Origin of the sequence: Roseovarius gaetbuli (genome assembly GCF_900172365.1) — a bacterium.
GTDB lineage: Bacteria > Pseudomonadota > Alphaproteobacteria > Rhodobacterales > Rhodobacteraceae > Roseovarius > Roseovarius gaetbuli.
Map to the genome: position 1 here is coordinate 151,026 of NZ_FWFJ01000002.1, position 26,649 is coordinate 177,674.

The following is a 26,649-nucleotide window of genomic DNA, read 5'->3' on the forward strand; positions in this document are numbered from 1 at the left end:
CTTCAGCCTTTCATCACGTTGACGTCTTCCACGGCGATGGTGCCGCGGTTCCGGAAGAAACAGACCAGAATGGCAAGACCGATGGCGGCCTCGGCGGCGGCCACGGTGAGCACGAAAAGCGTGAACACCTGTCCGACCAGATCGCCGAGGAAACTTGAGAAGGCCACGAAGTTGATATTGACCGACAACAGGATCAATTCGATCGACATCAAAAGGATGATCACGTTCTTGCGGTTCAGAAACAGGCCGAAAATGCCTATCACGAATAACGCCGCCGCGACCGTTAGATAATGTTCAAGTCCGATCATGTCTGTCCCTCCGGGCCTTGCCCGTCCGTCTTTTTTATAGGTCCCCGGTGCGGGGGGTGTGCCCCGAACCGCTTGTCTTAATCGCGCCGTCGGCTCAGAGCCCCTGCCCCGGCTTCACGTCTTTAAGTTCCATCGCCTCGGCCGGATCGCGCCACATCTGGTGCAGCACGTTCTGGCGTTTCACCTTCGGGCTGTGGCGCAGCGTCAGAACGATCGCCCCGATCATCGCCACCAAAAGAATGAGCCCGGCCAGCTGGAACAGAATGAAGTATTTGTCATAGAGCAGCAGCCCAAGCGCGGCGGTGTTTTCAATCCCGTCGGGGGCAATGGCGGCGCGCGCGCCCATCGCGCCCTCGGAGGCATCCCAGGCGCCAAGGGCAAGGCCAAGCTGCATCATCAGGATCACCCCGATCAGCAGGGCCAGCGGCATGTATTTCGCCATTTCCGCCTTGAGCTCGGCGAAGTCGACGTCAAGCATCATCACCACAAAAAGGAACAGAACCGCGACCGCGCCCACATAGACGATGATCAAAAGCATCGCCACGAATTCGGCGCCAAGCAGCACGAACAGACCCGCCGCAGAGATAAAGGACAGGATCAGCCACAGAACCGAATGCACCGGGTTCCGGCTGATCACGGTGAACAGCCCCCCGATCAGCAAGGAGACCGCAAACAGATAAAAGGCCATGGCCGCAATCGTCATTTGTCATTTCCTTTTTCTTCGCTCTCATCCATCACCTCGCGCGCGAAATCCATCGCGCGGGTCATCGACGGAATACCGGCAAACATCGACATCTGTGCGATGGTTTCGGCGATCTCTTCCTTGGTGGCCCCGGCCTCTAGCGCGTGGCGCACGGTCAGGCGGATTTGCGTATCGCTCTGCGCGCCCAGCATGGTCAGCCCGGCCAGCGTCAGCAACAGCCGGGTCTTGGCGTCAAGCCCGTCCTTGCTTGCGCCCTTGCCGAAACTCATTTCCATGAATTCCTTGGGCATTGTCGGCCAGAGCTTTTCAAACCCCTTCGGCGAAAAGGATTCGAGCGCGGGGTTCATGGCCTTGGCCATTTCCTGCGCCTGGTTCATCATCATTTCAAAGGGGTTTTTTGGATCGGTCATCTGTAAGGTGCATCCATTTCAAGGTTGCGGGCAATCTCGGCTTCCCAACGGTCACCGTTGGCCAAGAGGCGGGACTTGTCGTAAAACAGCTCTTCGCGGGTCTCGGTGGCAAATTCGAAATTCGGCCCCTCGACGATGGCATCCACCGGGCAAGCCTCCTGGCAGAAGCCGCAATAGATGCATTTGGTCATGTCGATGTCATAACGCGTCGTGCGGCGCGATCCGTCATCGCGGGGTTCGGCGTCGATGGTGATCGCCTGCGCCGGGCAAATCGCCTCGCAGAGTTTGCAGGCGATACAGCGCTCTTCACCATTGGCATAGCGGCGCAGCGCGTGTTCGCCGCGAAAGCGCGGGGAAAGCGGGCCCTTCTCATGCGGATAGTTCAGCGTCGCCTTGGGCGCGAAAAAGTATTTCAGCCCAAGCTGAAACCCTTTGATAAAGTCCGAGAGCAGGAAATACCCCGCCGCGCGTCCGTAATCTATCTTTGCCATGGATCAGCTCCTAACGTCTTGCAGACGGGTCTTGCCCGCGTTTTCAAGGCCATGCAATCGCGTGCAGACATCTTGCGCGTCGGCAAGAAATCCGACGATGGCCTTGTTTGAGCCTGCACAAAGGATGAGTTCGACCTTACATTCCATCATCAGCCGCCAATCGCCCAACGGGCCCAGAAGCCGCCGAGTACTTCGAATTTTGCAAGGAACGACACGATCACAACCCAGCCGATGCTCATCGGGAGGAACACTTTCCAGCCGATCCGCATGAGTTGGTCATAGCGGTAGCGCGGCGTGATCGCCTTGACCATCGCGAAGATGAAGAAGAAAAACGCCATCTTGCCGATCATCCAGAGCACGCCGTCGGGCAGGCCCGGAATGGGCGAGAGCCAGCCACCGAAGAACAACAGGCTCATCAGCGCGCACATCAGGAAGATGGCGATATATTCACCGGCCATGAACAGCAGGAAGGGCGTGCTGGAATATTCCACCTGATAGCCGGCCACCAGTTCTGATTCCGCCTCGGGAAGGTCGAACGGCGGGCGGTTGGTCTCGGCCAAAGCGCTGATGAAGAACAGGAAAACCATCGGGAAATGCGGCAGCCAGTACCAGCCGAAAAAGCCATATCCGGTGTCCTGCGCGCGCACGATTTCGCCAAAGTTGAGCGAGCCGGTCGAGATGATAATTCCGATGATGATCAGACCGAGGCTGACCTCATAGGAAATCATCTGCGCCGCCGAGCGCAACGAGCCAAGGAACGGGTACTTCGAGTTGCTGGCCCAGCCCCCCATGATCACGCCGTAGACCTCAAGCGAGGAGACCGCGAAGACGAAAAGCACCGCCACGTTGATATCCGACAGCACCCAGCCGTCGTTGAACGGAATGACCGCCCAGGCCAGGATCGCCAGAACGAAGCTCGTCATCGGCGCCAGCATGAACACAGCCTTGTCGGCGCCGGCGGGCACCACGATTTCCTTGACGACGTATTTCAGAGCATCCGCCACCGATTGCAGGATGCCAAAGGCCCCCACCACGTTGGGCCCGCGCCGCATCTGCACCGCCGCCCAGATCTTGCGGTCGCCGTAAACCAGGAACAACAACGAGATCATGACGAAGGCCACGACGGCCAGACATTGCGCCACGATCAGCACTGCGATCCCAAGCGGGGTTGTAAAGAATTCAGACATCAGGCCCTCACACCATCGGTATTCCATTTTCCGCACAATTGGCGGCGACGACTTCGGCGTCGATTGTCTTTAAGCCTCGGGGCAATGCCGCCGAGATGGTATAAATCGCATCGCCGCGCCAGACGCCACCCTCTTCGGCCAGATTCGTGCGCAGATGGCGCGCAAATCCATATCCGCGGATCAAAGCGTATTGCGCCGCGGCGCATTCGGCGTAGCGATCGACATCCTCGCGGCCACGCGCACCGCGCATGCTCACGTGGAAATTCACCAGATCGCCATCCAAAAGCCGCGTCTCAACCCCACTGTAATCGGGTTGAAACGCGGCGGCATTGCCTGCGCCGGCCTCGGCGCAGCCACTCAGCCCCCCCAAAAGGGAGAGCGCCACAGGCGTTATGATGCCCGCGCGCATCTTCACTCTGCGGCCAGCGGGCTTGCGGCCCGTGCTTTGGCATTAGCGCTCAGCGTGCCCATCACCTCGCTTGCGCGCGCAATCGGGTTGCTGAGATAGAAATCCGACACGGCGGTGCGGAAATCGGCCTTTCCAAGCTTGGCCTTGGCCAGCGGCGCCCAGTCGTTTTCCGGCACCTTGTCGATCTTCTTGAGATGCTGCACCTCGGCCACCAGAGCCTTGCGCAGTTGCGCGATGCTGTCATAGCCAAGCACCGCTCCGATTTCACCCGACAACGCGCGCAGCACGGCCCAGTTTTCCTTGGCCTCGCCTGGCGCAAACCCGGCACGCAGCGCCAGTTGCGGGCGCCCTTCTGTATTGACGAACAGGCCCTGTTCCTCGGTATAGGCGGCCCCCGGCAGGATCACATCGGCGCGATGCGCGCCGCGATCGCCATGGCTTCCCTGATAGATCACGAACGGCCCGGCGGCGATCTCAACCTCATCGGCGCCAAGGTTATAGACCACATCAGCACCCTCAATGGCGGCCTCAAGACCACCCTCTGTCACTGCGCCCACATCCATCGCGCCCACACGGGCGGCGGCAGTGTGCAGCACTAGCATCCGGCCCGAAAGCGCCATGGCCGCGGCCAGAACCGCCTCGCCGTCCGCCTCGCGCAAAGCGCCCTGACCGACGATCACGATTGCGTCCTCGGGAACGTTCAAGACGTCAAGCGCGGCGCGGTCGGTGCCGACATGGGTATACTCAAAGGTCAGGTCGATCTTGGGGCCGACAACGGTGACATCGGCGCCATTGATCCAGGCACGGCGCATTCGGGCGTTGAAAACCGGCGCCTCGACCACCGGATCGGTGCCGATCAGAACGATATTCTTTGCACTATCAAGGTCTTCGATGGCCACATTGCCGACATAGGCGCTGCGGTTTCCGATGGGCAAGCGGGCCTTGTCGGTGCGGCATTCAACCTGTCCGCCCTGCCCCTCGACCAGTTGCTTGAGCGCAAAGGCCGCCTCGACCGGCACCAGATCACCGACCAGACCGGCCAGTTTCCTCGCGCCCTTGATCGCATCCGACGCCTTGGCAAGCGCTTCGCCCCATGTGGCCGGGCGCAGCTTGCCGTTCTCGCGAATATAGGGCTTGTCCAGACGCTGACGGCGCAGACCGTCCCAGACAAAGCGGGTCTTGTCGGAAATCCATTCCTCGTTCACGCCGTCATGGTTGCGCGGCAGGATGCGCATCACTTCGCGGCCCTTGCAATCAACCCGGATATTGCTGCCGAGGGCATCCATCACGTCGATGGTCTCGGTCTTGGTCAGCTCCCACGGGCGGGCGGTGAAGGCGTAGGGTTTGCTCACAAGCGCGCCAACCGGGCAAAGGTCGATGATATTGCCCTGAATGTTGCTGTTGAGGGTCTGGCCCAGATAGCTTGTGATCTCGGCGTCTTCGCCGCGACCGGTCTGGCCCATCTGCATGATGCCGGCCACCTCGGAGGTAAAGCGCACACAACGGGTGCAGGAAATGCAGCGCGTCATGTGGGTTTCGACCAGCGGGCCAAGATCAAGATCTTCGCTGGCGCGTTTGGGCTCGCGATAGCGGCTGAAGTCGACGCCATAGGCCATCGCCTGATCCTGAAGATCGCATTCGCCGCCCTGATCGCAGATCGGGCAATCCAGCGGGTGGTTGATCAGCAGGAATTCCATCACGCCTTCGCGCGCCTTCTTGACCATCGGGCTGTTGGTTTTCACCACCGGCGGCTGGCCTTCTGGGCCGGGGCGCAAGTCCTTGACCTGCATGGCACAGCTGGCCGCCGGTTTGGGCGGCCCGCCGACGACCTCGACCAGACACATCCGGCAGTTGCCGGCAATCGACAGCCGCTCGTGATAGCAAAAGCGCGGCACTTCAACGCCAGCGACCTCACAGGCCTGGATCAGGGTCATTGCCCCTTCTACCTCGATCTCCCGATCGTCGATGATGATCTTGCGTAGGTCAGACATCTGTTCTCACTTTGCTTTCAGAAGAACCCCGATCCTGCTGGAGCGTGCAATCTCGCCATGGCCGAGTGTGCAGAGCGCCGCCGGATCGGACGGGTTCAGTCCTTTGGATTTTACGTATTTCTCGCCGCGCGCACGCATGCGTGCCTTTTCATCGCGGCTCCGGACATAGGCCCGGATTTCGGTATCGCTATAGCCCAGGTCACGGGCCTGCCCGCGCAGATCATAAAGAACCGACAAGCCCTTCAAGGTGCGCGGGTCGATTTCGGGGCATTTGTCGCTGATCTCGATGGCAAGCGCCACCCAGAGCATCGCGTCGTCAATCTGGCTGACCTCGCGCAGCGGCGGCTTGCCGCTACTGGCCATCGCAACCGAAGTTGTCCCGGCAAGCGCGCTGGTCGTGCCAAGGGCAAGACAAAGGGTAAGGATCATACGCATGGGATATCTCCTCTCATATCAGATCCGGGTCGCGCACCACTTGCGCGCCCATCTGCAATGCAGATGGGTTGCGGCGTGGCTGCTATGCAATAACAAACCGCGCAAACCCCTGATATGAAAAGCATTACTTCCATATAATGCATCTACCCGTTACCGAAACCGTATCGCCCGAACGGCCATAAACCGGGCCTTCGCCCTTGGCCACGCCCGACCATTTGATCTCGGATGTGCCGAAACTTTCCAGACAATAGCGTGTCGCCTCATGCAGGGCGGCTTTCTGCGCGCCCTCGATGCCGCGCGATGCACGGCGCACCGAGGCGGTGAAATTGCGGCGGTCTTCCTTTTCGGCCCGCGTCTTGGGCGGATAGTAATTCCCGTCGAAAATCGCGCGTTCCGAGCGCTCGGTACAGCCCGCAAGCATCAGCACCGCAAGTGTCATCATCACCGCATGTTTCATGCCAGCGCCCCCAGAATTGCCATCATCCCAAGCACCGCGCACATGATCATACCGGCCATGTAAAGGATCGAGCGCGTGCTTCCGTTCGGTTTGCCAAGCCCGCCGACATGCACCACCGCCATAATCAGGCGACTTGCAAGAAACAACGAGGCCAGCAGGTTCACCGCGAACGGGTTGGCGCCTGCCAGAATGGCCGCCACCGTCACCGCCACGAAAAAGCCCATGGTCTCGGACAGGTTAAGATAGGCGCGGTGCAACCGGTACACCCGACAGCTGTAATCGGCCGCAGGCTCCGCCCCCGGCGCAAGCCCCAGCTTCATCTTGCCGATCGCCGAGACCGGCGCCATCACCAGCCCGACAATCGCAAGGACGGCAAGCGATACGATCGCGTGGCCATATGAACCAAAGGCGTCCATCATGCTCACTCTGCGGCCACGGCGCTGACGCGGCCGGTGCGCTTGGATTTGATCCGGTCCTCGATTTCGTCGCGGAAGTTGCGGATCAGGCCCTGGATCGGCCAGGCCGCCGCATCGCCAAGGGCACAGATGGTGTGGCCCTCGACCTGTTTGGTCACATCCAGCAGCATGTCGATCTCTTCAGGCTCCGCGTCGCCGCGCACCAGACGGTCCATCACCCGCATCATCCAGCCGGTGCCCTCGCGACACGGCGTGCACTGGCCACAGCTTTCGTGCTTGTAGAATTTCGACAAGCGCCAGATCGCCTTGATGATATCGGTCGACTGATCCATCACGATCACCGCCGCCGTGCCAAGGCCCGAACGCTGTTCGCGCAGGTAATCGAAATCCATGATCGCCTCGCGCATGAATTCGCCCCGGATGCAAGGCACCGACGAGCCGCCTGGAATGACCGCCTTGAGGTTATCCCAGCCACCGCGAATACCGCCGCAATGCTTTTCAATCAGCTCTTCGAAGGTGATCGACATCGCCTCTTCGACGACGCAAGGATTGTTGACGTGACCGCTGATGGCAAAAAGCTTGGTGCCGGCGTTGTTGGGGCGACCAAAGCCCGCGAACCAGTCCGGGCCACGCCGTAGGATGGTCGGAACGACGGCAATCGATTCAACGTTGTTGACCGTGGTAGGGCAGCCATAAAGCCCCGCGCCCGCCGGAAACGGCGGCTTCATGCGCGGCATGCCCTTCTTGCCTTCAAGGCTTTCCAGAAGCGCGGTTTCCTCGCCACAGATATAGGCGCCGGCACCGTGATGCAGGTAGATGTCGAAATCCCAGCCCGACTTGCAGGCGTTCTTGCCCACAAGACCGGCGTCATAGGCCTCGTCAATCGCGGCCTGAAGGGCCTCGCGCTCGCGGATATATTCGCCGCGAATGTAGATGTAACAGGCATGCGCCTGCATCGCGAAGGACGCGATCAGACAGCCCTCGATCAATGTATGCGGATCATGGCGCATGATCTCGCGGTCTTTACAGGTGCCGGGCTCGGATTCGTCGGCATTGACCACAAGATAGCTGGGTCGCCCGTCACTTTCCTTGGGCATGAACGACCACTTGAGCCCGGTGGGAAAGCCCGCGCCGCCCCGGCCCCGCAACCCGCTCGCCTTCATCTGGTTGACGATCCAGTCGCGCCCGTTCTGCAAAATCTTTGCCGTTCCATCCCAATGCCCCCGGGCGATCGCGCCTTTCAGGCTTCGATCGTGCATCCCGTAGATATTGGTAAAGATACGGTCCTGGTCCTTCAGCATAAGGCTCTACCTCTGATTATTCTGGCGCAGCCGCCAGATTTGATAGGTCACCACCAACGCCCAAATGAGCGCGGCAATCGCGGCAAGGTCGAACAGAAAGACAAACCGCACCGGCCATCCCATCTGTCCGCCAAGCCATTGGGCGGCCATCCAGATCAGCATGGTCGCCGCAATAACCACACCAGCGGTGCGGCCTTTGCGTGCCATTTGCAGATCCTTGTCGCGCTCGCCCATCGCTTGCATCATCCTTCGTATACGCCGCCCTTGGCGACGCGTTTGGAAAACTCGGTCTCACCGCCAGCCGCCAAAACCTTGGCCTGTTCGACCCAGTTGTCACGGCTGACCCGGCCCTTGAACCCCTTGAGGTTCTGGTCGACCCAGGTCACTTCGTCTGCACCCCAGCCGGCGATCTGGTCAAAATGAAAAAATCCCAGCTCGTTGCACAGTATCTCAAGTTTCGGCCCGACGCCCTTGATCTGCTTGAGATCATCGGCTTTGCCACCTTTCGGCGCGCTCAGCGCCTCGGGGCGGGTTCCGGCCCCTGCCGGTGCGTCACTTGCCGCCGGTTTCGCCTTGGCCTTGGGTGCCGCCGCGGGTTTGTCGTCTGCCTCGCCCTCATAGCGCCACTCGCCTTTGCGCGCCGAGAGTTCCTCTTCTCCGCTCAGCGTGGTGCCGGATTTCACAACCAGCACATCACTCTTGGCCTCGACGGGTGCCGGCACAGGGGCCTCTGCTACGTGGGCCACTGCGGTTGTTGCCGGATGGTCCACGAGGGCCGTGCTCTCTTCCTCGTCGGGGGCGACATAGCCGGTGACCCCGGTCACCTCTGCCATCTTCGCCTTGATGTCCTTGCCCTCGATCCCGCGATCCTCCGGCGCGTAGCCGGTACAGATCAGCCGCGAAATCACCAGGCCGAAAAACGCCGCACAGGCCAGGCCGAGCAGCAGCGCCGCAAAAAAGCCGACCTCACCGTACGTGGCCCAAAGAACCAGCAAACCGACCAATACGGCCAATCCCCAGCAAACCAGCTGGCAGGTGCTCAGTTTCGATGTATCAGACATAACAAGTTACCCCCTGTGGTTATCAAGCAGGCGCGTTCAATAAATACCGCCCTTCTTGGCCCGGGCAGAGAACTCTGTCTCTTTCCCCTCAGCCAGCAATTTTGCCTGCTCAACCCAAGTGTCCCGGCTGACCCGTCCTTTGAACCCCTCAAGGTTCTGATCGACCCAGCTGACCTCGTCCTCAGTCCATTTCGCAACCTGATCAAAGTGGTAAAAGCCCATGTCATTGAGCAGCTTTTCAAGCTTCGGCCCAACGCCCTTGATCATCTTGAGATCGTCCGCCCCGGATTTGCGCGGGGCCTTCATCATCTTGGGCTTTTTGCCCGGCCCGGCGGGGGCTTGCGGCTCGGCCGCCTGTTTCACCGGCTTGGCGGCCGGTTTGGCGGCTGGCTTGGCGGTGGCCTTGGCCTGCGCCTCGGCCTTGGTGGCCCTGGTCGCATCGGCCTTTGCCTTGGCTGCCGGTTTCGGCGTCTCTGCCTTGGCCGCCGGTTTCGACGTCTCTGCCTTGGCCGCCGGTTTCGACGTCTCTGCCTTGGCCTTGGCGCTCACATCCACCGGCGCCTCGTTCTGCTTGACCGAAGACGCGGCGGGCTTGTGATTGGCGCCCTTGTCGCGCCAAGGCGTCAGGATCGGCACCTCGGTGCCGTCAATCCGCTTGACGGTATCGCCGATGTCGCTGGCCAGCTGCGCGCTTGCATTATACTTTGCGCTTCCGCTGTCAAACTCACTCAGACTGGTGAGGCCGGATTTCGGCTCGGCGGCGTAGCGGCCATTTTGCGGGCCCGGTGTGGGCACCTTGCCTGCGGCCAGATCGTCGATCATCCGCGCGAAACCCTCGGCGGTCAGATCCTCGTAGTAATCCTTGCCGATCTGGGCCATCGGCGCGTTGGCGCAGGCGCCAAGGCATTCGACCTCTTCCCAGGAAAACTTGCCATCCGCCGACAGTTCATGCGCGCGCGGGGCGATCTTTTCGCGACAGACCGCAATCAGATCCTCGGCGCCGCAGATCATGCAGGTGGTGGTGCCGCAGACCTGAATGTGCGCCACGGTGCCGACCGGCTGAAGCTGGAACATGAAATAGAAGGTCGCCACTTCGAGGGCGCGGATATAATCCATGCCAAGCATGTCTGCGACATGCTCGATCGCCGGACGGCTGAGCCAGCTTTCCTGTTCCTGCGCCCGCCAGAGCAGCGGAATGATCGCGCTGGCCTGACGGCCCTCGGGGTATTTGCTGATTTGCCCTTCGGCCCACTCAAGATTGGCGGCGGTGAAGGCAAAGCTTGCGGGTTGCTCGTGATGAAGACGGCGTAGCATCTATGCACAGGCTCCTGTGGTCAGTTTGACGCCCCCGTCGGTAAGCCGCTCGGCCCCGCCAGAGGTAAGTTTATAGGCCGTGATATCGAGGACCTGCTGGCGCGTCAGCCCGGTCTGAAATTCGACCGGAAGGTAATCGGATTCACCAATCAGCGTACATCCGACACTGGCGACAGCCGTGTCATAGGCGGCGATGTCCTGGGTCGACACACCTTGCGGCGGAAGGGCACAGGCGGCGGTCAGTCCAAGGCAGGCCCCGGCGAATACAGTCTTGCGCATCATTGGGCACATAGCTCCTTGTTAATCGTCAATGTATCGGCGTCGGTATCCATGACAGCCTCGCCCCCGGCGAGCATCTTGCCAATCACCGGGCGCATTTCCTTGACCGAAAAGCCCGCCGCGGGAAGCTTGTTATCGGCCTCGCCACGGGTCATGGAACATCCTTCGGTCGCCATGAAGGCCAGAAAGTCCTGGCGCAGTTGCTCGGCGCTGCGCGGCGCGACCTTGGGGGTCGGCGCGCTCTTGGCCATATCCCCCGACAGTCCCTTGAAGGTGTCGCACAGGCCCTGTTCCAGGTAGACCAACTTTTCATCCTGCGACAGGCGCACTTCGCTCATCCGCAGCATCTTTTCCATCAGCAAGCGCACTTCGGCCATCTCGACGCCAACCCGGCCAAGCAGGGTTGGGGCCTGCTCGCTGGTCATCACGCAGTTATTGTCAGCCAAGGCTGCAAAGAAGCGCTCGCGGCCTGAATAATCAAGCTTACCACCGCAGGCACCGCCAAAGGCAACCAATTTCCCGTCGATGATGCGCGCCCGCTCTTCCACGATAAGGCGCTCTGTGATCGCCTTGGTTTCGGCCTTATCGTCAAACCCGGCTGCGGGCATGATCTTGTCGGCGCGAAATGGCGACATCCGACAGCCGTTTTCGGCCATCACCGCGACAAAGGCCTCGATCCGATCCGAACTTACGGTCTCAGCCTGCGAAAGCGCCGGCAGTGCAACCAAAGCCAGACCAAATATCACCTGTCTCATCATTTACCCCTGCCCCATCATTGCGACCATCGCAACAACCGATACAAAAGCACCGGCGAAACCGGCCGCCAAATGCGTGCCCGTCGCAAACCCGCCGCGCGCATAAATCCACGCATCATGAAAGCCAGTATAGGCAAACACCGCGAAAAGCACCGCGATCACCTTGAGGTCACCATAAAGCGTCGCCGCCAGGGCCAGAACGCCCATGCCGACAAATCGATCCGCCATCACCTCGGGCAACTTGTCCGCCCGATGCTGCGCCGCCGCCATCCCCGCCACCGGGTCGCGCAGAAACAGGGCCGCAAGCGTCCCTGTCACCAGCACCCCTGCGCCCGAAAGCGCGATGGCAAGGCTTGTCAGCGTCATTAGCGGTCGATCTCCCCAAAGACGACATCCATCGTCCCGATGATAGCCGCGACATCGGCAAGCTGATGACCGCTGGCGATGTGATCCATCGCCTGAAGGTGCAAAAAGCCCGGCGCGCGGATCTTGGCGCGGTAGGGTTTGTTGGAGCCATCGGCCACAAGGTAAACGCCAAACTCGCCCTTGGGCGCCTCGACCGCGGCATAAACCTCGCCTGCGGGGACGTGAAAGCCCTCGGTGTAAAGCTTGAAGTGGTGAATGAGCGCCTCCATCGAGGTTTTCATCTCGCCACGCGAGGGCGGCGTGATCTTGCCTCGGGCAAGCACATCGCCCTGCCCCTCGGGGGCGCGCAGCTTTTCAATCGCCTGATGGATGATCAGCAGCGACTGGCGCATTTCCTCCATCCGGACAAGATAGCGGTCATAGCAATCACCATTCTTGCCGACGGGAATCTGGAACTCGAACTCGTCATAGCATTCATAAGGCTGTGCGCGGCGCAAATCCCAGGCCATGCCAGAGCCGCGCACCATTACGCCCGAAAAGCCCCAATCAAGCGCCTCTTGCTCGCTCACCACGCCGATATCGGCGTTGCGTTGCTTGAAGATGCGGTTTTCGGTCAGAAGGCCGTCAATATCGGCAAGAACGCGCGGAAATTCCTTTGCCCATGTCTCGATGTCGTCGAGCAGGTCAGGCGGCAGATCCTGATGCACACCGCCGGGCCGGAAATAGGCCGCGTGCAGACGCGCACCGCACGCCCGCTCGTAAAAGCACATCAGCTTTTCGCGCTCTTCAAACCCCCAGAGCGGCGGCGTCAGAGCGCCGACATCCATCGCCTGCGTGGTGACGTTGAGCAGGTGATTGAGGATACGCCCGATCTCGGAATAAAGCACCCGGATCAGCGAGGCGCGACGCGGCACCTCGACACCGGTCAGCTTTTCAATCGCCAGACACCAGGCATGTTCCTGATTCATCGGCGCCACGTAATCGAGCCGGTCGAAATACGGCAGGTTTTGCAGGTAGGTGCGCGATTCCATCAGCTTTTCGGTGCCACGATGCAGCAGGCCGATATGCGGATCGCAACGTTCTACAATCTCGCCGTCAAGCTCAAGCACAAGGCGCAAAACACCATGCGCCGCAGGGTGTTGCGGGCCGAAGTTGATGTTGAAATTGCGGATTTTCTGTTCGCCGGTCAGGGCGTCGTCGAATTTGGTGCCGTCCATCATGACCGCCCTCCGTCAAGCTTGTCCCGGAACGCCATGACCCAAAGCAGAACCAATGCACCAAGTGGAATGATTGCCACCAGCGCGACCCAGTTCGGAATGCCGAATTTCGGCAAAAGCCGCCAGAACGGAACCACGATCAAAGCGGCAAAGATTACCATAAACAACAGGCCACCACCGCCCATGCCGTAACCGCCCATGCCAAATCCACCGCCCATCATGCCGACCCCTCTTTCTTCTCATCGCCCGGAAGGATGTATTCGGCACCCTCCCACGGACTCATGAAATCAAACTGGCGGTATTCCTGCACAAGGCTGACGGGTTCATAGACGACGCGCTTGTGCACCTCGTCATAGCGCACCTCGGTATAGCCGGTGGTCGGGAAATCCTTGCGCAGCGGATGACCGCGAAAGCCGTAATCAGTCAGGATGCGGCGCAGATCGGGGTGCCCCGAGAACAGGATGCCGAACATGTCGAAGACTTCGCGCTCGAACCAGTTGGCAGCCGGGTAGACCTCGGTGATCGAGGGCACCATATCATCGGAACGCACGGCCACCCGAAGGCGGATGCGATGGTTTTGATACATGCTCAGCAGGTGATAGACCACGTCATAGCGCTTGGCCCGCTCGGGGTAATCGACGGCGGTGATATCGACCAGCGAGGAAAACGCACAGTTCTGATCGGTTTTCAGAAACTCGACCAGCCCGGCGATGTTGGACAGGGCCACATCGACGTTCAGCTCGCCATGGGCAATCTCCCAGCCGATCACGCAATCGCCACGCTTGGCCTCGACATAGCCGCCCAGTTCTTTCAGTGCCTGACTCATCTGATAATCGTCCCCGTCCGGCGAATTTTACGCTGCAATTGCAGGATGCCATAAACAAGCGCCTCTGCGGTCGGCGGACAGCCGGGCACATAGATATCGACCGGCACAATCCGGTCACAGCCGCGCACCACCGAATAGCTATAGTGATAATAGCCGCCGCCATTGGCGCAGGAGCCCATCGAGATCACATAGCGCGGCTCCGGCATCTGGTCATAAACCTTGCGCAGCGCCGGGGCCATCTTGTTGGTCAGCGTGCCGGCCACGATCATCACGTCCGACTGGCGCGGGCTGGCGCGAGGGGCAAAGCCGAACCGCTCGACATCATAGCGCGGCATCGCCGTATGCATCATCTCGACCGCGCAGCAGGCCAGACCAAAGGTCATCCAGTGCAAGCTACCGGTGCGCGCCCAGTTGATGATGTCCTCGGTCGAGGTCAGCAGAAAACCCTTGTCCTGCAAGTCGGCATTGAGCGCCTGAGTCGCCACTTCGCGATCCGGCCCGGCCGTGTTGGCGCCAGTCATCACACCCATTGCATCACTCCCATTCCATCGCTCCTTTGCGCCACTCATAGGCAAATCCGGCGGTCAGGACGGCCAGAAAGACCATCATCGACCAGAACCCGGCCATGCTGACATCCTTGAAGGCGACCGCCCAGGGGAACAGCATCGCGATTTCAAGGTCGAAGATGATGAACAGGATCGAGACCAGGTAGAATCGGACATCGAATTTCATCCGCGCATCATCAAATGCGTTAAAGCCGCATTCATAAGCGCTTACTTTTTCAGAGTCCGGGTTGCGAACGGCCAGAACGACCGCTGCAAGGATCAGAACAAGGCCCAATCCAATGGCGATGGCCAGAAAAACGAGGATGGGAAGGTATTCCCTCAGCATCTCTTCCACGGGGTGGCTCCTTTCATGCGCGTGCACACGCATTCAGATGGCTGCAAATCTATTCCGGGTTTAAACCTGCCCCTGCATGGGGTCAACCGAGCGCGCGCATAAACGCGGGCCGGAAACGGACGATTTTAGCATTTTGTATGCCACGGTATGCTGCGGACATGCCGGATTGGCCATGAAATCTGACCAGCTTGGCATCGCCCGGCTCAGAACACGGCCTCGGCGAATCTTCTCAGGCGCCGCCGCTCTGCCAGCTCGGCTTGCGACGCTCAAAGAAGGCACCGATCCCCTCGGGGGCCTCTTCGCCGGCCCAACAGTCTGCAAGTTGGTCGATGGTATGGGCAATGACATCGGCATCAATCTGCGGGCCAAAACCGCGCAAAAGCGCCTTGGCGCGGGCCACGGCACCGGGGGCGCACTCAAGGTAAGGCGCGATTTCGGCCTCGATGGCGGCGTCAAGATCGCCCTCGGGCACGGCGCGGGCCAAAAGGCCAAGGCCCATGGCCTCGGCCGCATCAAAGCGACGCCCCGACATGAAGACGCGCCGCGCATTGGCCTCGCCCATGCGGGCGGCCACATAAGGCCCGATGGTCGCCGGGATAAGCCCGAGGCGCGTCTCGGTCAGCGCCATCACTATGTTGTCGGCGCCAATCGCCACATCGCAGACCGAAGCCAGCCCGATACCGCCGCCAAAGGCATTGCCATGCAGCCGCCCGATCAGGGGCTTGGGCAGGGTGTTGAGCGCCTGCAACATATAGGCGAGCTTGCCCGCCTCCTGACCACGCACACCGGGCTCTGCCTCGAACTGTTGGCGCATCCAGGCCAGATCGCCGCCGGCGCAAAAAGTCTTGCCCTTTGCTGCCAAAACCACGGCGCGACAGCTCTCATCGCGGCCCAGATCATCGGCGGCACTGTGCAGCTCGGCAATCATCTGCGCCGACATCGCATTATGTTTGTCCGCCCGGTTGAGCCAAAGCGTCACCACACCGCGCCCGTCGCGCGTTACCTCAAGTGTCTCGTACATCGCTATCCCCTGTCCCTGTAAGAATTTCCTGCGAAAATTCTCAATCCCGCCCGCCACGCATCGCCCGCGCCATTTCGGCCGCTTTCAAAAGCACATCCCGGTCAAGGCCGCTGTCATAGCCGAGCTCCTCCAGCTTCTGATGCACCGTCTCGGTCGCCACATTCCCCGCCGCCCCCGGCGCATAAGGACAGCCGCCAAGCCCGCCAACGGCCGCATCAAACACCCGCAGCCCTCTGGCCAGCGAGACCTCGATATTCTCAAGCGCACGCCCGGAGGTGTCGTGAAAATGCCCCGCAAGCCGCGCCACCGGCACCACGTCGCTCACGGCGGCAAGCATCGCTTCAACCGCCTCGGGGCGGCCCTGCCCGATGGTGTCGCCAAGGCTTATCTCATAGCACCCCATCGCCCAGAGCCGCTCTGCCACCATCGCCACCTGCGCCGGGGCGACCGGCCCGTCATAGGGGCACTCGACCACGCAAGAGATATAGCCGCGCACCCGCACCCCTTGCGCATTGGCGGCCTCCATCACCGGCGCGAACCGCGCAAGGCTTTCCTCGATCGTGGCATTGATATTGGCCTTGGAAAACCCCTCAGAGGCGGCACCGAAGATTGCAACCTCATCGGCGTCGGCCTGCATCGCATCCTCAAAGCCGCGCAGATTGGGGGTCAGCGCGGCATAACTCACCCCCTCGGCGCGCCGAATGCCCCGCAGCACCTCACCCGAGTCGGCCATTTGAGGCACCCATTTGGGGCTGACAAAACTGGCAACCTCGATCCGGCCGAATCCGGCGCCACTCAGGCAATTCACCAAGGCCACCTTCTCGGCTAAAGGAATACGCCGTTTTTCATTCTGCAACCCATCACGCGGGCCCACCTCAAATATCTCGACCCGCTCGCCCATCACCTTTCCCTTTCATCGTTCCAAAAATACTCAATTCCGGTCCGTGCCCAGTTCTCATCCCGTCCGGTTCTCATCCCGTCCAGTTCTCAGCCCGTCCAGGGCTCATAAAACGTCTGCTCATAAACCCTTGCGCTTTGCGGCCCCGGCAGGCTTGCCTGAAACCCGGGGCGCTCGCCGAGCCGATCATACCATTTTTCGGTCTCGGGAAAGCCATCCAACCTGACGAAGTGGCGCGCCATGTAAACCGCCTGCCCGACCGCGATATCACAGGCCGAAAAGCCACCTGTCAAAAGATAATCGCGGTTCTCGACCGGCGTCGACAAACGGGCCTCGATCGCGCGATAGCATTTGGCGATGCGCGCCGCCTCAAGCTGCATCACGATCGGGCTGCGCATGGCATCCTCATAAAGCACGATATGTTGCTGCGTCAGGGCCGCCACATGCTGACTAATGGTTTCGCCAAAATGCAGCCAGACAAGCCAGCCCATCCGGTCCATATCCCCCGGCACGCGGCCAAGCCCCGCTTCGGGAAAGCGCTCGCAGAGATATTCCATCATCGCCCCGGATTCAAACATCCGCTCACCGTCGATCTCAAGCGCAGGGACCCGTCCCGCAGGCGACAGGCTCAGGAATTCCGGCGCACGCAGGGATTTGTCAAAGGCGCGCTCGACCACCCGAAACTCGACCCCCAGTTCGTGCAACAACCACAACACCCGCATCGAGCGGCTTTGCGGCACGTGATGCAGTGTAATCATGCCGCCGCCACCTCCGCTTCGGCCTCAAGGCGCACAAGCGCCGCGCCTGCCGTGACCTGTTCGCCCGCGGCGACCAGAACCTCGGCCACCACACCGTCGCGCGCCGCCAAAAGCGAATGTTCCATCTTCATCGCCTCCAGCACCGCAAGCCGGTCGCCCTTGGCCACGCTCTGACCAGGGCGCGCAAAGACCGCCTTGACCAACCCCGGCATCGGCGCCTCGATCAGGGCGGTATCGCCCCCCGCCGTGCTGTCGCGCTCAAGCGGGTCGATCACCTGAAAACTGACGCCGTATTGCGTGAACACGGTAATGTCAGAGGCGTAAACGGCCACCCGCGCCGCAGGTTGCCCATCAATCCGCCAGCCCGCTCCGACGCGGCGCGCCTCAACCCGCTGACCTGCGATGTCAAGGTCATGCGCCCCGGCCCCAAGGCTGTGAAGGCGCACCTTGATCTCATCGTCATTGCGGCGCAACACCACATCGCGCGCAAGCGGCGCCCAAAGCGCAAAGCCGGTCTCAGCGCCCGCTTTGTCCAAAAGCCCACAGGCCGCAAGGGCCGCCATGGCAACGCCTTCAGGCCCCGCCTCTGGCGCCACGACAAGCCTGTCAATGTCGCGCGCAATAAGCCCGGTATCGACATCGCCGACGCCAAATCCCTCGTGGCGCGCCAAGGCCCCGAGAAAGGCAAGGTTGGTCACCGTGCCCGCAACCTCGGTGCCTTCAAGGGCCGCCGCCAGACGGCGCAAGGCAATGGCGCGGGTCGGGCCGTGGGTGATCACCTTCGCGATCATCGGATCGTAAAACGGGCTGATTTCATCGCCTGCGCGCACGCCACTATCGGCGCGCACCCCTTCGGGAAAGCTGAGATGCGCCAGACGCCCGGTTGCGGGCAAGAACCCCTTCGGCACATCCTCGGCATAAAGGCGCGCCTCAAAGGCATGACCCATGATGGCAAGCTCGCCCTGCTGCTTTGGCAGAGGCTCGCCTGCGGCGACGCGCAACTGCCATTCCACCAGATCAACTCCGGTAATGGCCTCGGTCACCGGATGCTCGACCTGAAGGCGGGTGTTCATCTCCATGAACCAAAAGCCATCGGGGCGCAGCCCACGGCTGCCATCGACGATGAATTCAACCGTGCCCGCGCCCTTGTATCCGATCGCCTCGGCGGCACGCACGGCGGCCTGCCCCATGGCGGCGCGCATCTCTTCGGTCATGCCCGGCGCCGGGGCCTCTTCGATCACCTTTTGGTGGCGGCGCTGCAACGAACAATCGCGCTCAAACAGATGCACCGCGCCCTGCCCGTCGCCAAAAACCTGCACCTCGATGTGGCGTGGCTTCTGGATGTATTTCTCGATCAAGACCGCCTCATTGCCAAAGGCGGTTTTCGCCTCGCTCTTGGCACTCTCAAGCGCCTCGGCAAACTCTTCTGCCCGCTCGACAAGACGCATGCCCTTGCCACCGCCCCCGGCCACCGCCTTGATCAAAACTGGATAACCGATCGCATCCGCCGCCCCGGCAAGATGCTCGGGGTCCTGGTTCTTGCCGTGATAGCCCGGCACCACCGGAACCCCGGCCTTTTCCATCAAGACCTTGGCGGCATCCTTGAGCCCCATGGCGCGAATGGCATCCGCAGAGGGCCCGATAAAGACAAGCCCCGCCGCCTCGACCGCATCCACAAATTCGGGGTTCTCGGACAAAAAGCCATAGCCGGGATGGATCGCCTGCGCGCCAGTCTCAAGCGCCGCCCGGATGATCACATCGCCGCGCAGATAACTCTCGCCCGGGGCCGACCCGCCGATATGCACCGCCCTGTCGGCCATCGCCACATGCTTCGCATCCCGGTCGGCGTCGGAATGGACCGCCACAACCTCAACCCCCATCGCCTGCGCCGAGGCAATCACCCGACAGGCAATCTCGCCCCGGTTCGCCATCAATATCCGCTCAAACATCATCGCCCCTTTCGCTCCTCGCCAAGCCCGAGCCCATGGCTTCTTCTTGGCTCAAATACTCAAATTCCACATCCGCCCAACAAAACAGCGCTCACATCCGAAAGACGCCAAACCGCGTCTCCTCAATCGGCGCGCAGAGCGCGGCGCTCAGACTTAGCGCCAGAACTTCACGGGTCTTGCGCGGATCGACGATGCCGTCATCCCAAAGCCGCGCACTGGCATAGAGCGGATGACTCTGGCGCTCGAACATCTCGACGGTGGGTTGCTTGAAGGCGGCCTCTTCCTCGGCCGACCACTCCCCGCCCTTGCGCTCGATCGAATCGCGCTTGACGGTGGCCAGCACGCCGGCCGCCTGTTCGCCGCCCATCACGCTGATCCGGCTGTTGGGCCAGCTCCACATGAAGCGCGGCTGATAGGCGCGCCCCGACATGCCGTAGTTGCCCGCCCCGAACGATCCGCCAACCACCATGGTCACTTTGGGCACATTCGTCGTCGCCACCGCCGTCACCATCTTGGCACCATGGCGCGCGATGCCCTCGTTCTCGTATTTGCGCCCGACCATAAAGCCGGTGATATTTTGCAAGAATACCAGCGGGATCTTGCGCTGTGAACAAAGCTCGACGAAATGCGCGCCCTTCTGCGCGGCCTCGGAAAACAGCACGCCGTTATTGGCCACGATCCCCACCGGACAACCCTTGAGATGGGCAAAGCCCGTGACAAGCGTCTCGCCAAAGCGCGGTTTGAACTCGTCAAAGCGGCTGCCATCGACGACCCGTGCGATCACCTCGCGGATGTCATAGGGCGTGCGCAGATCACCCGGCACCACGCCAAGCAACTCTTCGGGGTCATAGGCCGGTTCTTCGGGGCTGGCCCAGTTCACGGTTGCGGGCTTTGAGCGGTTCAACGAACCAACCGCCTGACGCGCCAGTGCCAAAGCATGCGCATCATCCTCGGCCAGGTAATCGGCCACGCCCGAGAGGCGCGTGTGCACGTCGCCGCCACCCAGGTCCTCGGCGCTCACCACCTCGCCGGTGGCGGCCTTGACCAGAGGCGGTCCGGCGAGAAAGATCGTGCCCTGCTCACGCACGATGATCGTGACATCGCTCATCGCGGGCACATAGGCGCCCCCGGCGGTGCACGATCCCATGACCACGGCGATCTGGGCAATGCCCTTGGCGCTCATCCGTGCCTGGTTATAGAAAATCCGCCCGAAATGGTCACGATCCGGGAAGACCTCATCCTGATTGGGCAGGTTGGCGCCGCCGCTATCGACCAGATAGATACAGGGCAGATGACATTCCTCGGCAATCTCCTGGGCGCGCAGGTGCTTTTTGACCGTCATCGGGTAATAGGTGCCGCCCTTCACGGTGGCGTCATTGCACACGATCATGCAGTCTATTCCCTGCACGCGGCCGACGCCCGCAATCACCCCGGCACAGGGCGCGGCCCCGTCATAAAGCCCATGCGCCGCCGTGGCGCCGATTTCAAGAAACGGCGATCCGGGATCAAGCAGGTTGGCCACCCGGTCGCGCGGCGCCATCTTGCCCCGGCTCAAGTGACGTTCGCGCGCGGCCTCGCCGCCGCCCGCCGCCGCAAGGGCCGCAGCCTCTGCAACCACGCCAAGGGCCGCAAGATGCGCCTCGCGATTGGCCCGAAAACCCTCTGATCCGGGCAGTGCCGATGTGCCTAGCTTCATCCCCATAACTCCTGACTTGCCGGGCGTGCAACGCGTCGCACCCTCCCGTCTGTTGCATTTTTGCCGCAACGCGGCATCCGCCGCGCAATTTGACTCACATCAAAGTGATCACGGCGATTCCTGCGCAATGTGCCGCAAGTTTTCAAAGGAACGGAAAGACCATGAAAAAGATAACAGCCCTCACCCTCGCTGCGGCACTTGCCTGCACCGCCGCTCCCGTCCTCGCCCAATCCCAGGGCGACTTCACCGTCGGTCTCGGCATTGGCGCCGTTCTGCCCAAGGACAACAACGGTGTGCTTGCGGGCGGCACCGTTCCGGTTGACGTTCAGGAAGGCTACAGCCTGACCATCACCGGCGAATATTTCATCCGCGACAACCTTGGCATCGAATTGCTGGCGGCCTGGCCGTTCGAGCACGACATCAAGAGCAATGGCACCAAGATCGGCACGGTCAAGCACCTGCCGCCCACCCTGTCGCTGCAATACCACTTCGCCAACAGCTCGCCCATCACGCCCTTCCTCGGCGCGGGTATCAACTATACCACCTTCGTCGAAGACAAGGCCGTCGGCCCGCTTGCAGGCAATTCGCTCAGCGTGGATGATTCCTGGGGCCTCGCCCTGCATGCCGGTCTGGACTATGAAATCAGCCCAAGCGGTTCGCTGCGCGCCGATGTCCGCTGGATCGACATCGAGTCCGACGTCAAGCTGAATGGCGTCAACATCGGCAAGGTCAAGGTTGACCCCTGGGTGCTTGGTGTGGCTTACGTCCACAAGTTCTGAGGCACTCCGCCACACGACTGGAACAGGGCCGGGCATCGCACCGGCCCTTTTTCTGTGCAACACGCCGGTCATTGCGCCACCTCGGCCGCCGCACGCGCCTTGAGGTCCTTGCGGATCACCTTGCCAGTCACGGTCATCGGCAAAGCCTCAATAAAAGAGATTTCCCTTGGGTATGAATAGGTTGCAAGGCGCTCTTTAACGTAGGCTTGCAACTCTGCGGCCAAAGAGACCGAGGCCTCGATGCCGGGTTTGAGCACCACATAGGCCTTGACGATCTCGGTCCTCACCGGGTCGGGCTTGCCCACCACACCAACGGTCGCAACGGCATTGTGGGTCAAAAGACAATCCTCGATCTCGGCCGGGCCGATGCGGTAGCCGGCACTGGTGATCACGTCATCCTCGCGCCCGACAAAGCGCAGATAGTCATCCTCCCAAATGCCGCGATCCCCGGTCAGCATCCAATCGCCGTGAAACTTCTCGGCCGTCTGCTCCGGTTTGTTCCAATATTCCAGCATCATAGAGGCCGAACCTCGCCTGATTGCGACATCGCCCTCGGCCTGCGTGGGCGCGCCGTTTTCATCCAGAACCGCCAAATCATGGCCGGGCACCGCCTTCCCGAGGCAGCCCGGCTTCGGGCTGAAGAGGGCCGCGCAGGAGCTGGCCACCATGTTGCATTCGGTCTGGCCGTAAAACTCGTTGATCATCAGGCCAAAGGCTCGCCGCCCCCAATCGAGCATCTCCGCCCCAAGCGGTTCGCCACCGCTGGCGACGCTGCGCAGGCCCGCAATATGACTGTCTTGCGCCTTCAAAAGCCGCAGGGCCGTCGGCGGGAAAAACACATTCTTTACATGACCTTTCCGAATGATCCTCATGCAGTCGTCAACGCCGAACTTCGCCATGCGCGCCGCCACGACCGGCACCCCGATCGCCAGCCCCGGCATCAGCACGTCAAACAATCCGCCGATCCAGGCCCAGTCGGCCGGCGTCCAGAGACAATCGCCGGGCTGACCGAGAAAATCATGGCTGATCTCGACCCCCGGCAGATGACCCATCAATACGCGATGGCCGTGCAGCGCCCCCTTGGGCGCGCCGGTGGTGCCGCTGGTATAGATCAACACCGCCGGTTCCTCGGCCCCCGTATCGACAGTCTCATACCGCCCGTCGGGCAGCGCGCAGGCCTCGGGCACAAGCGCCTCGACCTGTGCAAGACCGGCCAAAAGCCCGACCCCATCGGCATCGGTGACAATCACCCTGGCCCCGGCATCGCCGACCCGGCTTGACAGGGCGTCATGCTTGAAGAGTTTGAACAAAGGTATTGAAATCGCGCCAATTTTCCAGATCGCGATATGGGCCGCCGCGCACCACGCGCCTTGGCTGCGCAGCACGCCAACACGATCACCGCGCGTCACGCCACGCGCCACCAAGGCAAGCGCCAGCCGATCCGCCATGCTGCGCAGCTCGCCATAGGTTATATCGCGCGCGCCTTCACCCGAGAGATCGACAATCGCGACCTGCTCGGGCATCCGCGTCGCCCAGTCGTCGCACACCTGCACCGCCATGTTCAGCCGCGCCGGGATGTCCCAGGCAAAGCCGTCACAAAGCGCCGCATAAGGCGCTTCTTGCAGGGTCGGGCGCATCTCGGTCATGATTGCCTCTCAAGGCGGTTGGCATGGGCAAGCCGCCCATAGGCATCGACGAAATACTCAAACCGCGCGCCGCCGCGCAGATCACAGGCCACCACCAGCCAGAGCCCCTCGCTTTGCGCCGGGCGCGCCGCACAGTCAGAGCGCGTGGCCCCCGCGCCCGCCTCGGCCAAATAGCGCACGGCAAAGCGTTCGATCACCTCGGTTTCGGTCGTGCCCACGCTTCGCCCGCCCAGCATCAACCCGATGCCGGCCACCGCCGCCACCAGGGCCATCACGGGCACAAAGAGCATCCAGCGCGGCATGGCGTCACTCGCCCAACACGCCGTCGGTCAAATAGAGGGTCTGGCGCGCGGTTTCATGCAAATGACAGCTGACAGCCGCCGGACCACCGCCCGTTCCTCCGCCCCATTGTGAGCGTTCAAAGTCGCATTTCGCATCGCGAAACCCGATCCAGGCGCGCTGCATCGCCAAGAGCGCCTCGGCCTGTTTCGGCGCATGGCTGGCATAGCTCTCGGCCTCGGCATCCTGCGCACGCAACCGGGTGCGCAGGTCCTTGTAAACCACGTTCAGCCGCGCATCCCACCATTGCCGTTCGCGATCGGCACAGGCCCCCATGCCGACGGTGGTATAGCCGCCGGGCGTGGCCTCGATGCAGAGTTCGGCCGCACCGCCCGCACATTCCTCGCCGCCCCCGGCCGCAAGACAGGCGGTGACCGGGGCAATATCAAACACCAGATCCTGCGCCGCCAATGGCGCGGGCAAAAGCACAAGCGCGGCGATCAGGCGTTTCATGCCATCGCCCCCATAAGTTCCCGACCGATCAGCATGCGGCGGATTTCCGAGGTGCCGGCGCCGATTTCCATCAGCTTGGCATCGCGGAACAATCGCCCGACAGGCGCGTCATTCAGGAAACCCGCGCCGCCCATGGCCTGCACCGCCTGATGGGCCTGTTTCATCGCCTCTTCCGAGGCATAAAGACAACAGGCGGCGGCATCCTGACGGGTGACATCGCCCCGGTCACAGGCCTTGGCGACCTCGTAAACATAGGCGCGGGCCGAATTCATCGCGGTGTACATATCGGCGATCTTGCCCTGCATCAGCTGGAAGCTGCCAATCGGCTGGCCGAATTGTTTGCGCTCGGCGAGATAGGGCATGATTTCATCCAGACAGGCGGCCATGATGCCGGTGCCGATGCCTGCAAGCACCACCCGTTCGTAATCCAGCCCCGACATCAAAACGCGCACGCCGCGCCCCTCTTCGCCAAGGATGTTTTCAAACGGCACCTCGACGTCGTCAAAGATCAACTCGGCGGTGTTGCTGCCGCGCATGCCAAGCTTGTCGAAATGCGGGCTGGTGCTGAACCCTGTCATGCTTTTCTCGATCAAAAAGGCGGTGATGCCCTTGCTGCCGGCCTCGGGGTCGGTCTTGGCGTAAACCACCAAAGTGTCGGCATCCGGGCCGTTGGTGATCCAGTATTTGCTGCCATTGAGCTTGAAGTGATCGTTGCGCTTTTCTGCGCGCAACTTCATCGACACCACATCGCTTCCGGCGCCCGCCTCTGACATGGCAAGCGCGCCTACATGGGTCCCCGAGACGAGCCCCGGCAGGTACTTCGCCTTTTGCTCGGGCGTCCCGTTCAGCTTGATCTGATTGACGCAGAGGTTGGAATGCGCGCCATAGCTCAGCGAGACAGAGGCCGAAGCGCGCGCGATTTCCTCGACCGCGATCACATGCGCGAGGTAAGACATGCCGACGCCGCCAAACTCTTCGGGCACGGTGATGCCCAAAAGGCCGAGATCGCCCATTTCTTTCCAGAGGTCGTTGGGAAAGGCGTTGCTGGTGTCGATCTCTGCCGCCATCGGCTTGACGCGCTCCTGCGCCCAGCGATGCACCATCTCGCGCAGGGCATCCACATCCTCGCCCAGATCGAATTGCATGACTGCGTTGAACATCGCCCTCTCCCTCTTCGTCGGAATTTATTGAACACTTGTTCATTTTATAGCCACACATCCCGAGTCGGGTCAACAGGCTTGCCCCTAACCGCGTGCGGCGTTTAGCCTTGGGTCAAGGACAAAGGGCGTCTGGCTCAGGTTCTGAAAGGTCTCGGGCACCATCGGCGCAAGGAAAATCAGGTTCCAGCTTTGGCGCGAGACCGCCGAAGGGATCACGATGATGCCATGTGTCTGCAACTGTTCTGCGCCCCATGCGCGCCGCTCTGGCGTGGCGTTGCCGGGGTCAAGCCAGCCCAGATCGGGAAAATCCTCGGGCGCAAACACCTTGACGCGGGTCGGATCGGCGACCTGAAAGGCGGTCATTACGTGGGGTTGCGTGTCAAGCACGCGAAAGCCCTTGTGCACCGCCACTTCGAGGATTGCGGTGCTTGGATCAAGCGCGCAATAGACCGCCCGCGTGCCAACCGGGTTCCAGCGGCCACCGGCCTGAAAAGCGCCCTCGCCGCCCGACCATGTCGGCGCGTGCTTCGCCCGGTCAAGCCGGTGCGCCCAGACACCACCCCCGCCGAGGGCTTCGGGCAGCGGCGTCACAGATAGACGCCGTAATCAATCTGGCGCAACACCCGGTCGACAAGCGCCGCCCCGATGAAGGTATCCAAAAGGTCGATCGGGCGCTGACCGTCAAGCGCCATCTGTTCGCTGCGCATCCAGTCAAGCGCCGCGTCGCGCCCGCCGAATACATCCTCGGCCCGCGTCAGAAGGATAGCGAAGAGCACGAGTTGCGAGCTGACCCCGCTGGACAAAGGGCGCTCGGCCCCCTTGAGGCGTTTGAGCTGTGAGACGCTGATCGCAAGGATCTCGGCCCACGTCCGATCCGGCAATTCGGCCAGAGCCGTGCGGAAGCTGGCCAGCATCTTGGCAGGCAGGCCCTTTTCAATCTCGCGGTGCACGTCGAATGCGGTGCGCGGCGCCGGACCCTTGCGGTCCAGGTACTTCCAGGAATGTTCAAGTTCTTCGCGGCTGGCGATGTCGAACGGCATGGCTTGACCCTTTGATATCTCGGCACATCCCCTCGGGGTGGCCGTGCTTGGGGGATGACCCCGCAATGAAGGGATCATTTGAGC

At 61.6% G+C, this 26,649-nt stretch carries 34 protein-coding genes; 1 reads left to right on the forward strand and 33 read right to left on the reverse strand.

The genetic code is table 11. The features are described from left to right. Positions 1-2: 2 nt before the first annotated feature. The 27 genes from nuoK to ROG8370_RS02065 all read right to left on the reverse strand — a co-directional run bounded on the left by nuoK (position 3) and on the right by ROG8370_RS02065 (position 21,148). On the reverse strand, positions 3-308 hold the full coding sequence (gene nuoK / locus ROG8370_RS01935) for an NADH-quinone oxidoreductase subunit NuoK (protein WP_073193970.1): 306 nt from the start codon (positions 306-308) through the stop codon (positions 3-5). A gap of 94 nt (positions 309-402) precedes the next feature. Beyond that, entirely contained in the window at positions 403-1,011 is a 609-nt protein-coding gene (locus ROG8370_RS01940; protein WP_085825402.1) for an NADH-quinone oxidoreductase subunit J, read from the reverse strand. Beyond that, a complete protein-coding gene (locus tag ROG8370_RS01945; RefSeq protein WP_085825403.1) occupies positions 1,008-1,421 on the reverse strand; it encodes a carboxymuconolactone decarboxylase family protein in 414 nt (137 codons plus the stop codon). The genes ROG8370_RS01940 and ROG8370_RS01945 overlap by 4 nt, the downstream gene beginning before the upstream one ends. Continuing rightward, positions 1,418-1,912, reverse strand: coding sequence for an NADH-quinone oxidoreductase subunit NuoI (gene nuoI, locus ROG8370_RS01950; RefSeq protein ID WP_073193967.1), 495 nt, complete (start codon positions 1,910-1,912; stop codon positions 1,418-1,420). The genes ROG8370_RS01945 and nuoI overlap by 4 nt, the downstream gene beginning before the upstream one ends. A 149-nt stretch (positions 1,913-2,061) precedes the next feature. Beyond that, a complete protein-coding gene (gene nuoH, locus ROG8370_RS01955; protein ID WP_085825404.1) occupies positions 2,062-3,099 on the reverse strand; it encodes an NADH-quinone oxidoreductase subunit NuoH in 1,038 nt (345 codons plus the stop codon). Between the two features lie 7 nt (positions 3,100-3,106). After that, on the reverse strand, positions 3,107-3,508 hold the full coding sequence (locus ROG8370_RS01960) for a YNQ4 family lipoprotein (RefSeq protein ID WP_085825459.1): 402 nt from the start codon (positions 3,506-3,508) through the stop codon (positions 3,107-3,109). A gap of 2 nt (positions 3,509-3,510) precedes the next feature. Next, positions 3,511-5,499 (reverse strand): NADH-quinone oxidoreductase subunit NuoG, encoded by a 1,989-nt coding sequence (gene nuoG / locus ROG8370_RS01965; protein WP_085825405.1) that lies wholly within the window; start codon positions 5,497-5,499, stop codon positions 3,511-3,513. Between the two features lie 6 nt (positions 5,500-5,505). Continuing rightward, complete coding sequence (locus ROG8370_RS01970) at positions 5,506-5,934, reverse strand: DUF5333 domain-containing protein (RefSeq protein WP_085825406.1); 429 nt, start codon at positions 5,932-5,934, stop codon at positions 5,506-5,508. Positions 5,935-6,058: 124 nt separating this feature from the next. Next, complete coding sequence (locus tag ROG8370_RS01975) at positions 6,059-6,391, reverse strand: hypothetical protein (RefSeq protein ID WP_085825407.1); 333 nt, start codon at positions 6,389-6,391, stop codon at positions 6,059-6,061. Then, positions 6,388-6,810, reverse strand: coding sequence for an MAPEG family protein (locus ROG8370_RS01980; protein WP_245827141.1), 423 nt, complete (start codon positions 6,808-6,810; stop codon positions 6,388-6,390). The genes ROG8370_RS01975 and ROG8370_RS01980 overlap by 4 nt, the downstream gene beginning before the upstream one ends. A gap of 2 nt (positions 6,811-6,812) precedes the next feature. Continuing rightward, positions 6,813-8,108 (reverse strand): NADH-quinone oxidoreductase subunit NuoF, encoded by a 1,296-nt coding sequence (gene nuoF, locus ROG8370_RS01985; protein ID WP_085825408.1) that lies wholly within the window; start codon positions 8,106-8,108, stop codon positions 6,813-6,815. A 6-nt stretch (positions 8,109-8,114) separates the two neighbouring features. Beyond that, complete coding sequence (locus tag ROG8370_RS01990) at positions 8,115-8,354, reverse strand: DUF5337 domain-containing protein (protein ID WP_085825409.1); 240 nt, start codon at positions 8,352-8,354, stop codon at positions 8,115-8,117. Further along, positions 8,351-9,169, reverse strand: a complete 819-nt coding sequence (locus ROG8370_RS01995; protein WP_085825410.1) for a helix-hairpin-helix domain-containing protein — start codon at positions 9,167-9,169, stop codon at positions 8,351-8,353. Before ROG8370_RS01995 ends, ROG8370_RS01990 begins: the two co-directional genes overlap by 4 nt. Before the next feature lie 36 nt (positions 9,170-9,205). After that, entirely contained in the window at positions 9,206-10,483 is a 1,278-nt protein-coding gene (locus ROG8370_RS02000; protein ID WP_085825411.1) for an NADH-quinone oxidoreductase subunit E, read from the reverse strand. Further along, positions 10,484-10,765: a hypothetical protein gene (locus ROG8370_RS02005; protein ID WP_085825412.1), complete on the reverse strand. Its 282-nt coding sequence runs from the start codon at positions 10,763-10,765 to the stop codon at positions 10,484-10,486. Continuing rightward, entirely contained in the window at positions 10,762-11,517 is a 756-nt protein-coding gene (locus tag ROG8370_RS02010) for a hypothetical protein (RefSeq protein WP_139838017.1), read from the reverse strand. Before ROG8370_RS02010 ends, ROG8370_RS02005 begins: the two co-directional genes overlap by 4 nt. A 3-nt stretch (positions 11,518-11,520) precedes the next feature. Further along, positions 11,521-11,883 carry a hypothetical protein gene (locus ROG8370_RS02015; protein ID WP_085825414.1) on the reverse strand — a complete coding sequence of 121 codons (363 nt, stop codon included), beginning with the start codon at positions 11,881-11,883 and terminating at the stop codon, positions 11,521-11,523. Next, positions 11,883-13,100 carry an NADH-quinone oxidoreductase subunit D gene (locus ROG8370_RS02020; protein WP_085825415.1) on the reverse strand — a complete coding sequence of 406 codons (1,218 nt, stop codon included), beginning with the start codon at positions 13,098-13,100 and terminating at the stop codon, positions 11,883-11,885. The genes ROG8370_RS02015 and ROG8370_RS02020 overlap by 1 nt, the downstream gene beginning before the upstream one ends. After that, a complete protein-coding gene (locus ROG8370_RS02025) occupies positions 13,100-13,321 on the reverse strand; it encodes a hypothetical protein (protein ID WP_245827142.1) in 222 nt (73 codons plus the stop codon). Before ROG8370_RS02025 ends, ROG8370_RS02020 begins: the two co-directional genes overlap by 1 nt. Beyond that, positions 13,318-13,926, reverse strand: a complete 609-nt coding sequence (locus tag ROG8370_RS02030; protein WP_085825416.1) for an NADH-quinone oxidoreductase subunit C — start codon at positions 13,924-13,926, stop codon at positions 13,318-13,320. The genes ROG8370_RS02025 and ROG8370_RS02030 overlap by 4 nt, the downstream gene beginning before the upstream one ends. Then, complete coding sequence (locus ROG8370_RS02035) at positions 13,923-14,456, reverse strand: NuoB/complex I 20 kDa subunit family protein (protein ID WP_073193952.1); 534 nt, start codon at positions 14,454-14,456, stop codon at positions 13,923-13,925. Before ROG8370_RS02035 ends, ROG8370_RS02030 begins: the two co-directional genes overlap by 4 nt. A 4-nt stretch (positions 14,457-14,460) precedes the next feature. Beyond that, positions 14,461-14,826 carry an NADH-quinone oxidoreductase subunit A gene (locus ROG8370_RS02040; protein ID WP_085825462.1) on the reverse strand — a complete coding sequence of 122 codons (366 nt, stop codon included), beginning with the start codon at positions 14,824-14,826 and terminating at the stop codon, positions 14,461-14,463. 229 nt (positions 14,827-15,055) lie between these two features. Then, positions 15,056-15,847, reverse strand: a complete 792-nt coding sequence (locus ROG8370_RS02045; RefSeq protein WP_085825417.1) for a crotonase/enoyl-CoA hydratase family protein — start codon at positions 15,845-15,847, stop codon at positions 15,056-15,058. Between the two features lie 40 nt (positions 15,848-15,887). Continuing rightward, positions 15,888-16,748 (reverse strand): hydroxymethylglutaryl-CoA lyase, encoded by an 861-nt coding sequence (locus ROG8370_RS02050; RefSeq protein ID WP_085825418.1) that lies wholly within the window; start codon positions 16,746-16,748, stop codon positions 15,888-15,890. Positions 16,749-16,834: 86 nt separating this feature from the next. Next, complete coding sequence (locus ROG8370_RS02055; RefSeq protein WP_085825419.1) at positions 16,835-17,503, reverse strand: glutathione S-transferase family protein; 669 nt, start codon at positions 17,501-17,503, stop codon at positions 16,835-16,837. Next, positions 17,500-19,452, reverse strand: a complete 1,953-nt coding sequence (locus ROG8370_RS02060) for an ATP-binding protein (RefSeq protein ID WP_085825463.1) — start codon at positions 19,450-19,452, stop codon at positions 17,500-17,502. Before ROG8370_RS02060 ends, ROG8370_RS02055 begins: the two co-directional genes overlap by 4 nt. A 91-nt stretch (positions 19,453-19,543) precedes the next feature. Beyond that, a complete protein-coding gene (locus ROG8370_RS02065; protein WP_085825464.1) occupies positions 19,544-21,148 on the reverse strand; it encodes a carboxyl transferase domain-containing protein in 1,605 nt (534 codons plus the stop codon). A gap of 161 nt (positions 21,149-21,309) precedes the next feature. On the opposite strand from ROG8370_RS02065, the gene ROG8370_RS02070 reads away from it, so the two are divergent. Next, a complete protein-coding gene (locus tag ROG8370_RS02070) occupies positions 21,310-21,927 on the forward strand; it encodes an OmpW/AlkL family protein (RefSeq protein ID WP_085825420.1) in 618 nt (205 codons plus the stop codon). A 68-nt stretch (positions 21,928-21,995) separates the two neighbouring features. Here ROG8370_RS02070 and ROG8370_RS02075 read toward each other — a convergent pair whose 3' ends face one another. From ROG8370_RS02075 to ROG8370_RS02100, 6 genes are all read right to left on the reverse strand, one after another. Then, positions 21,996-23,573 (reverse strand): AMP-binding protein, encoded by a 1,578-nt coding sequence (locus ROG8370_RS02075; RefSeq protein ID WP_085825421.1) that lies wholly within the window; start codon positions 23,571-23,573, stop codon positions 21,996-21,998. Then, positions 23,570-23,875 carry a hypothetical protein gene (locus ROG8370_RS02080; protein ID WP_085825422.1) on the reverse strand — a complete coding sequence of 102 codons (306 nt, stop codon included), beginning with the start codon at positions 23,873-23,875 and terminating at the stop codon, positions 23,570-23,572. The genes ROG8370_RS02075 and ROG8370_RS02080 overlap by 4 nt, the downstream gene beginning before the upstream one ends. 4 nt (positions 23,876-23,879) lie before the next feature. After that, positions 23,880-24,365: a lysozyme inhibitor LprI family protein gene (locus ROG8370_RS02085; RefSeq protein ID WP_085825423.1), complete on the reverse strand. Its 486-nt coding sequence runs from the start codon at positions 24,363-24,365 to the stop codon at positions 23,880-23,882. After that, positions 24,362-25,525, reverse strand: coding sequence for an isovaleryl-CoA dehydrogenase (locus ROG8370_RS02090; RefSeq protein WP_085825424.1), 1,164 nt, complete (start codon positions 25,523-25,525; stop codon positions 24,362-24,364). Before ROG8370_RS02090 ends, ROG8370_RS02085 begins: the two co-directional genes overlap by 4 nt. An 84-nt stretch (positions 25,526-25,609) precedes the next feature. Further along, complete coding sequence (locus tag ROG8370_RS02095; RefSeq protein WP_085825425.1) at positions 25,610-26,116, reverse strand: RES family NAD+ phosphorylase; 507 nt, start codon at positions 26,114-26,116, stop codon at positions 25,610-25,612. Then, the gene (locus tag ROG8370_RS02100; RefSeq protein WP_170925157.1) at positions 26,113-26,565 is read right to left on the reverse strand and encodes an Xre family toxin-antitoxin system antitoxin; all 453 of its coding nucleotides are present in this window, start codon (positions 26,563-26,565) and stop codon (positions 26,113-26,115) included. The genes ROG8370_RS02095 and ROG8370_RS02100 overlap by 4 nt, the downstream gene beginning before the upstream one ends. Positions 26,566-26,649: the final 84 nt, after the last annotated feature.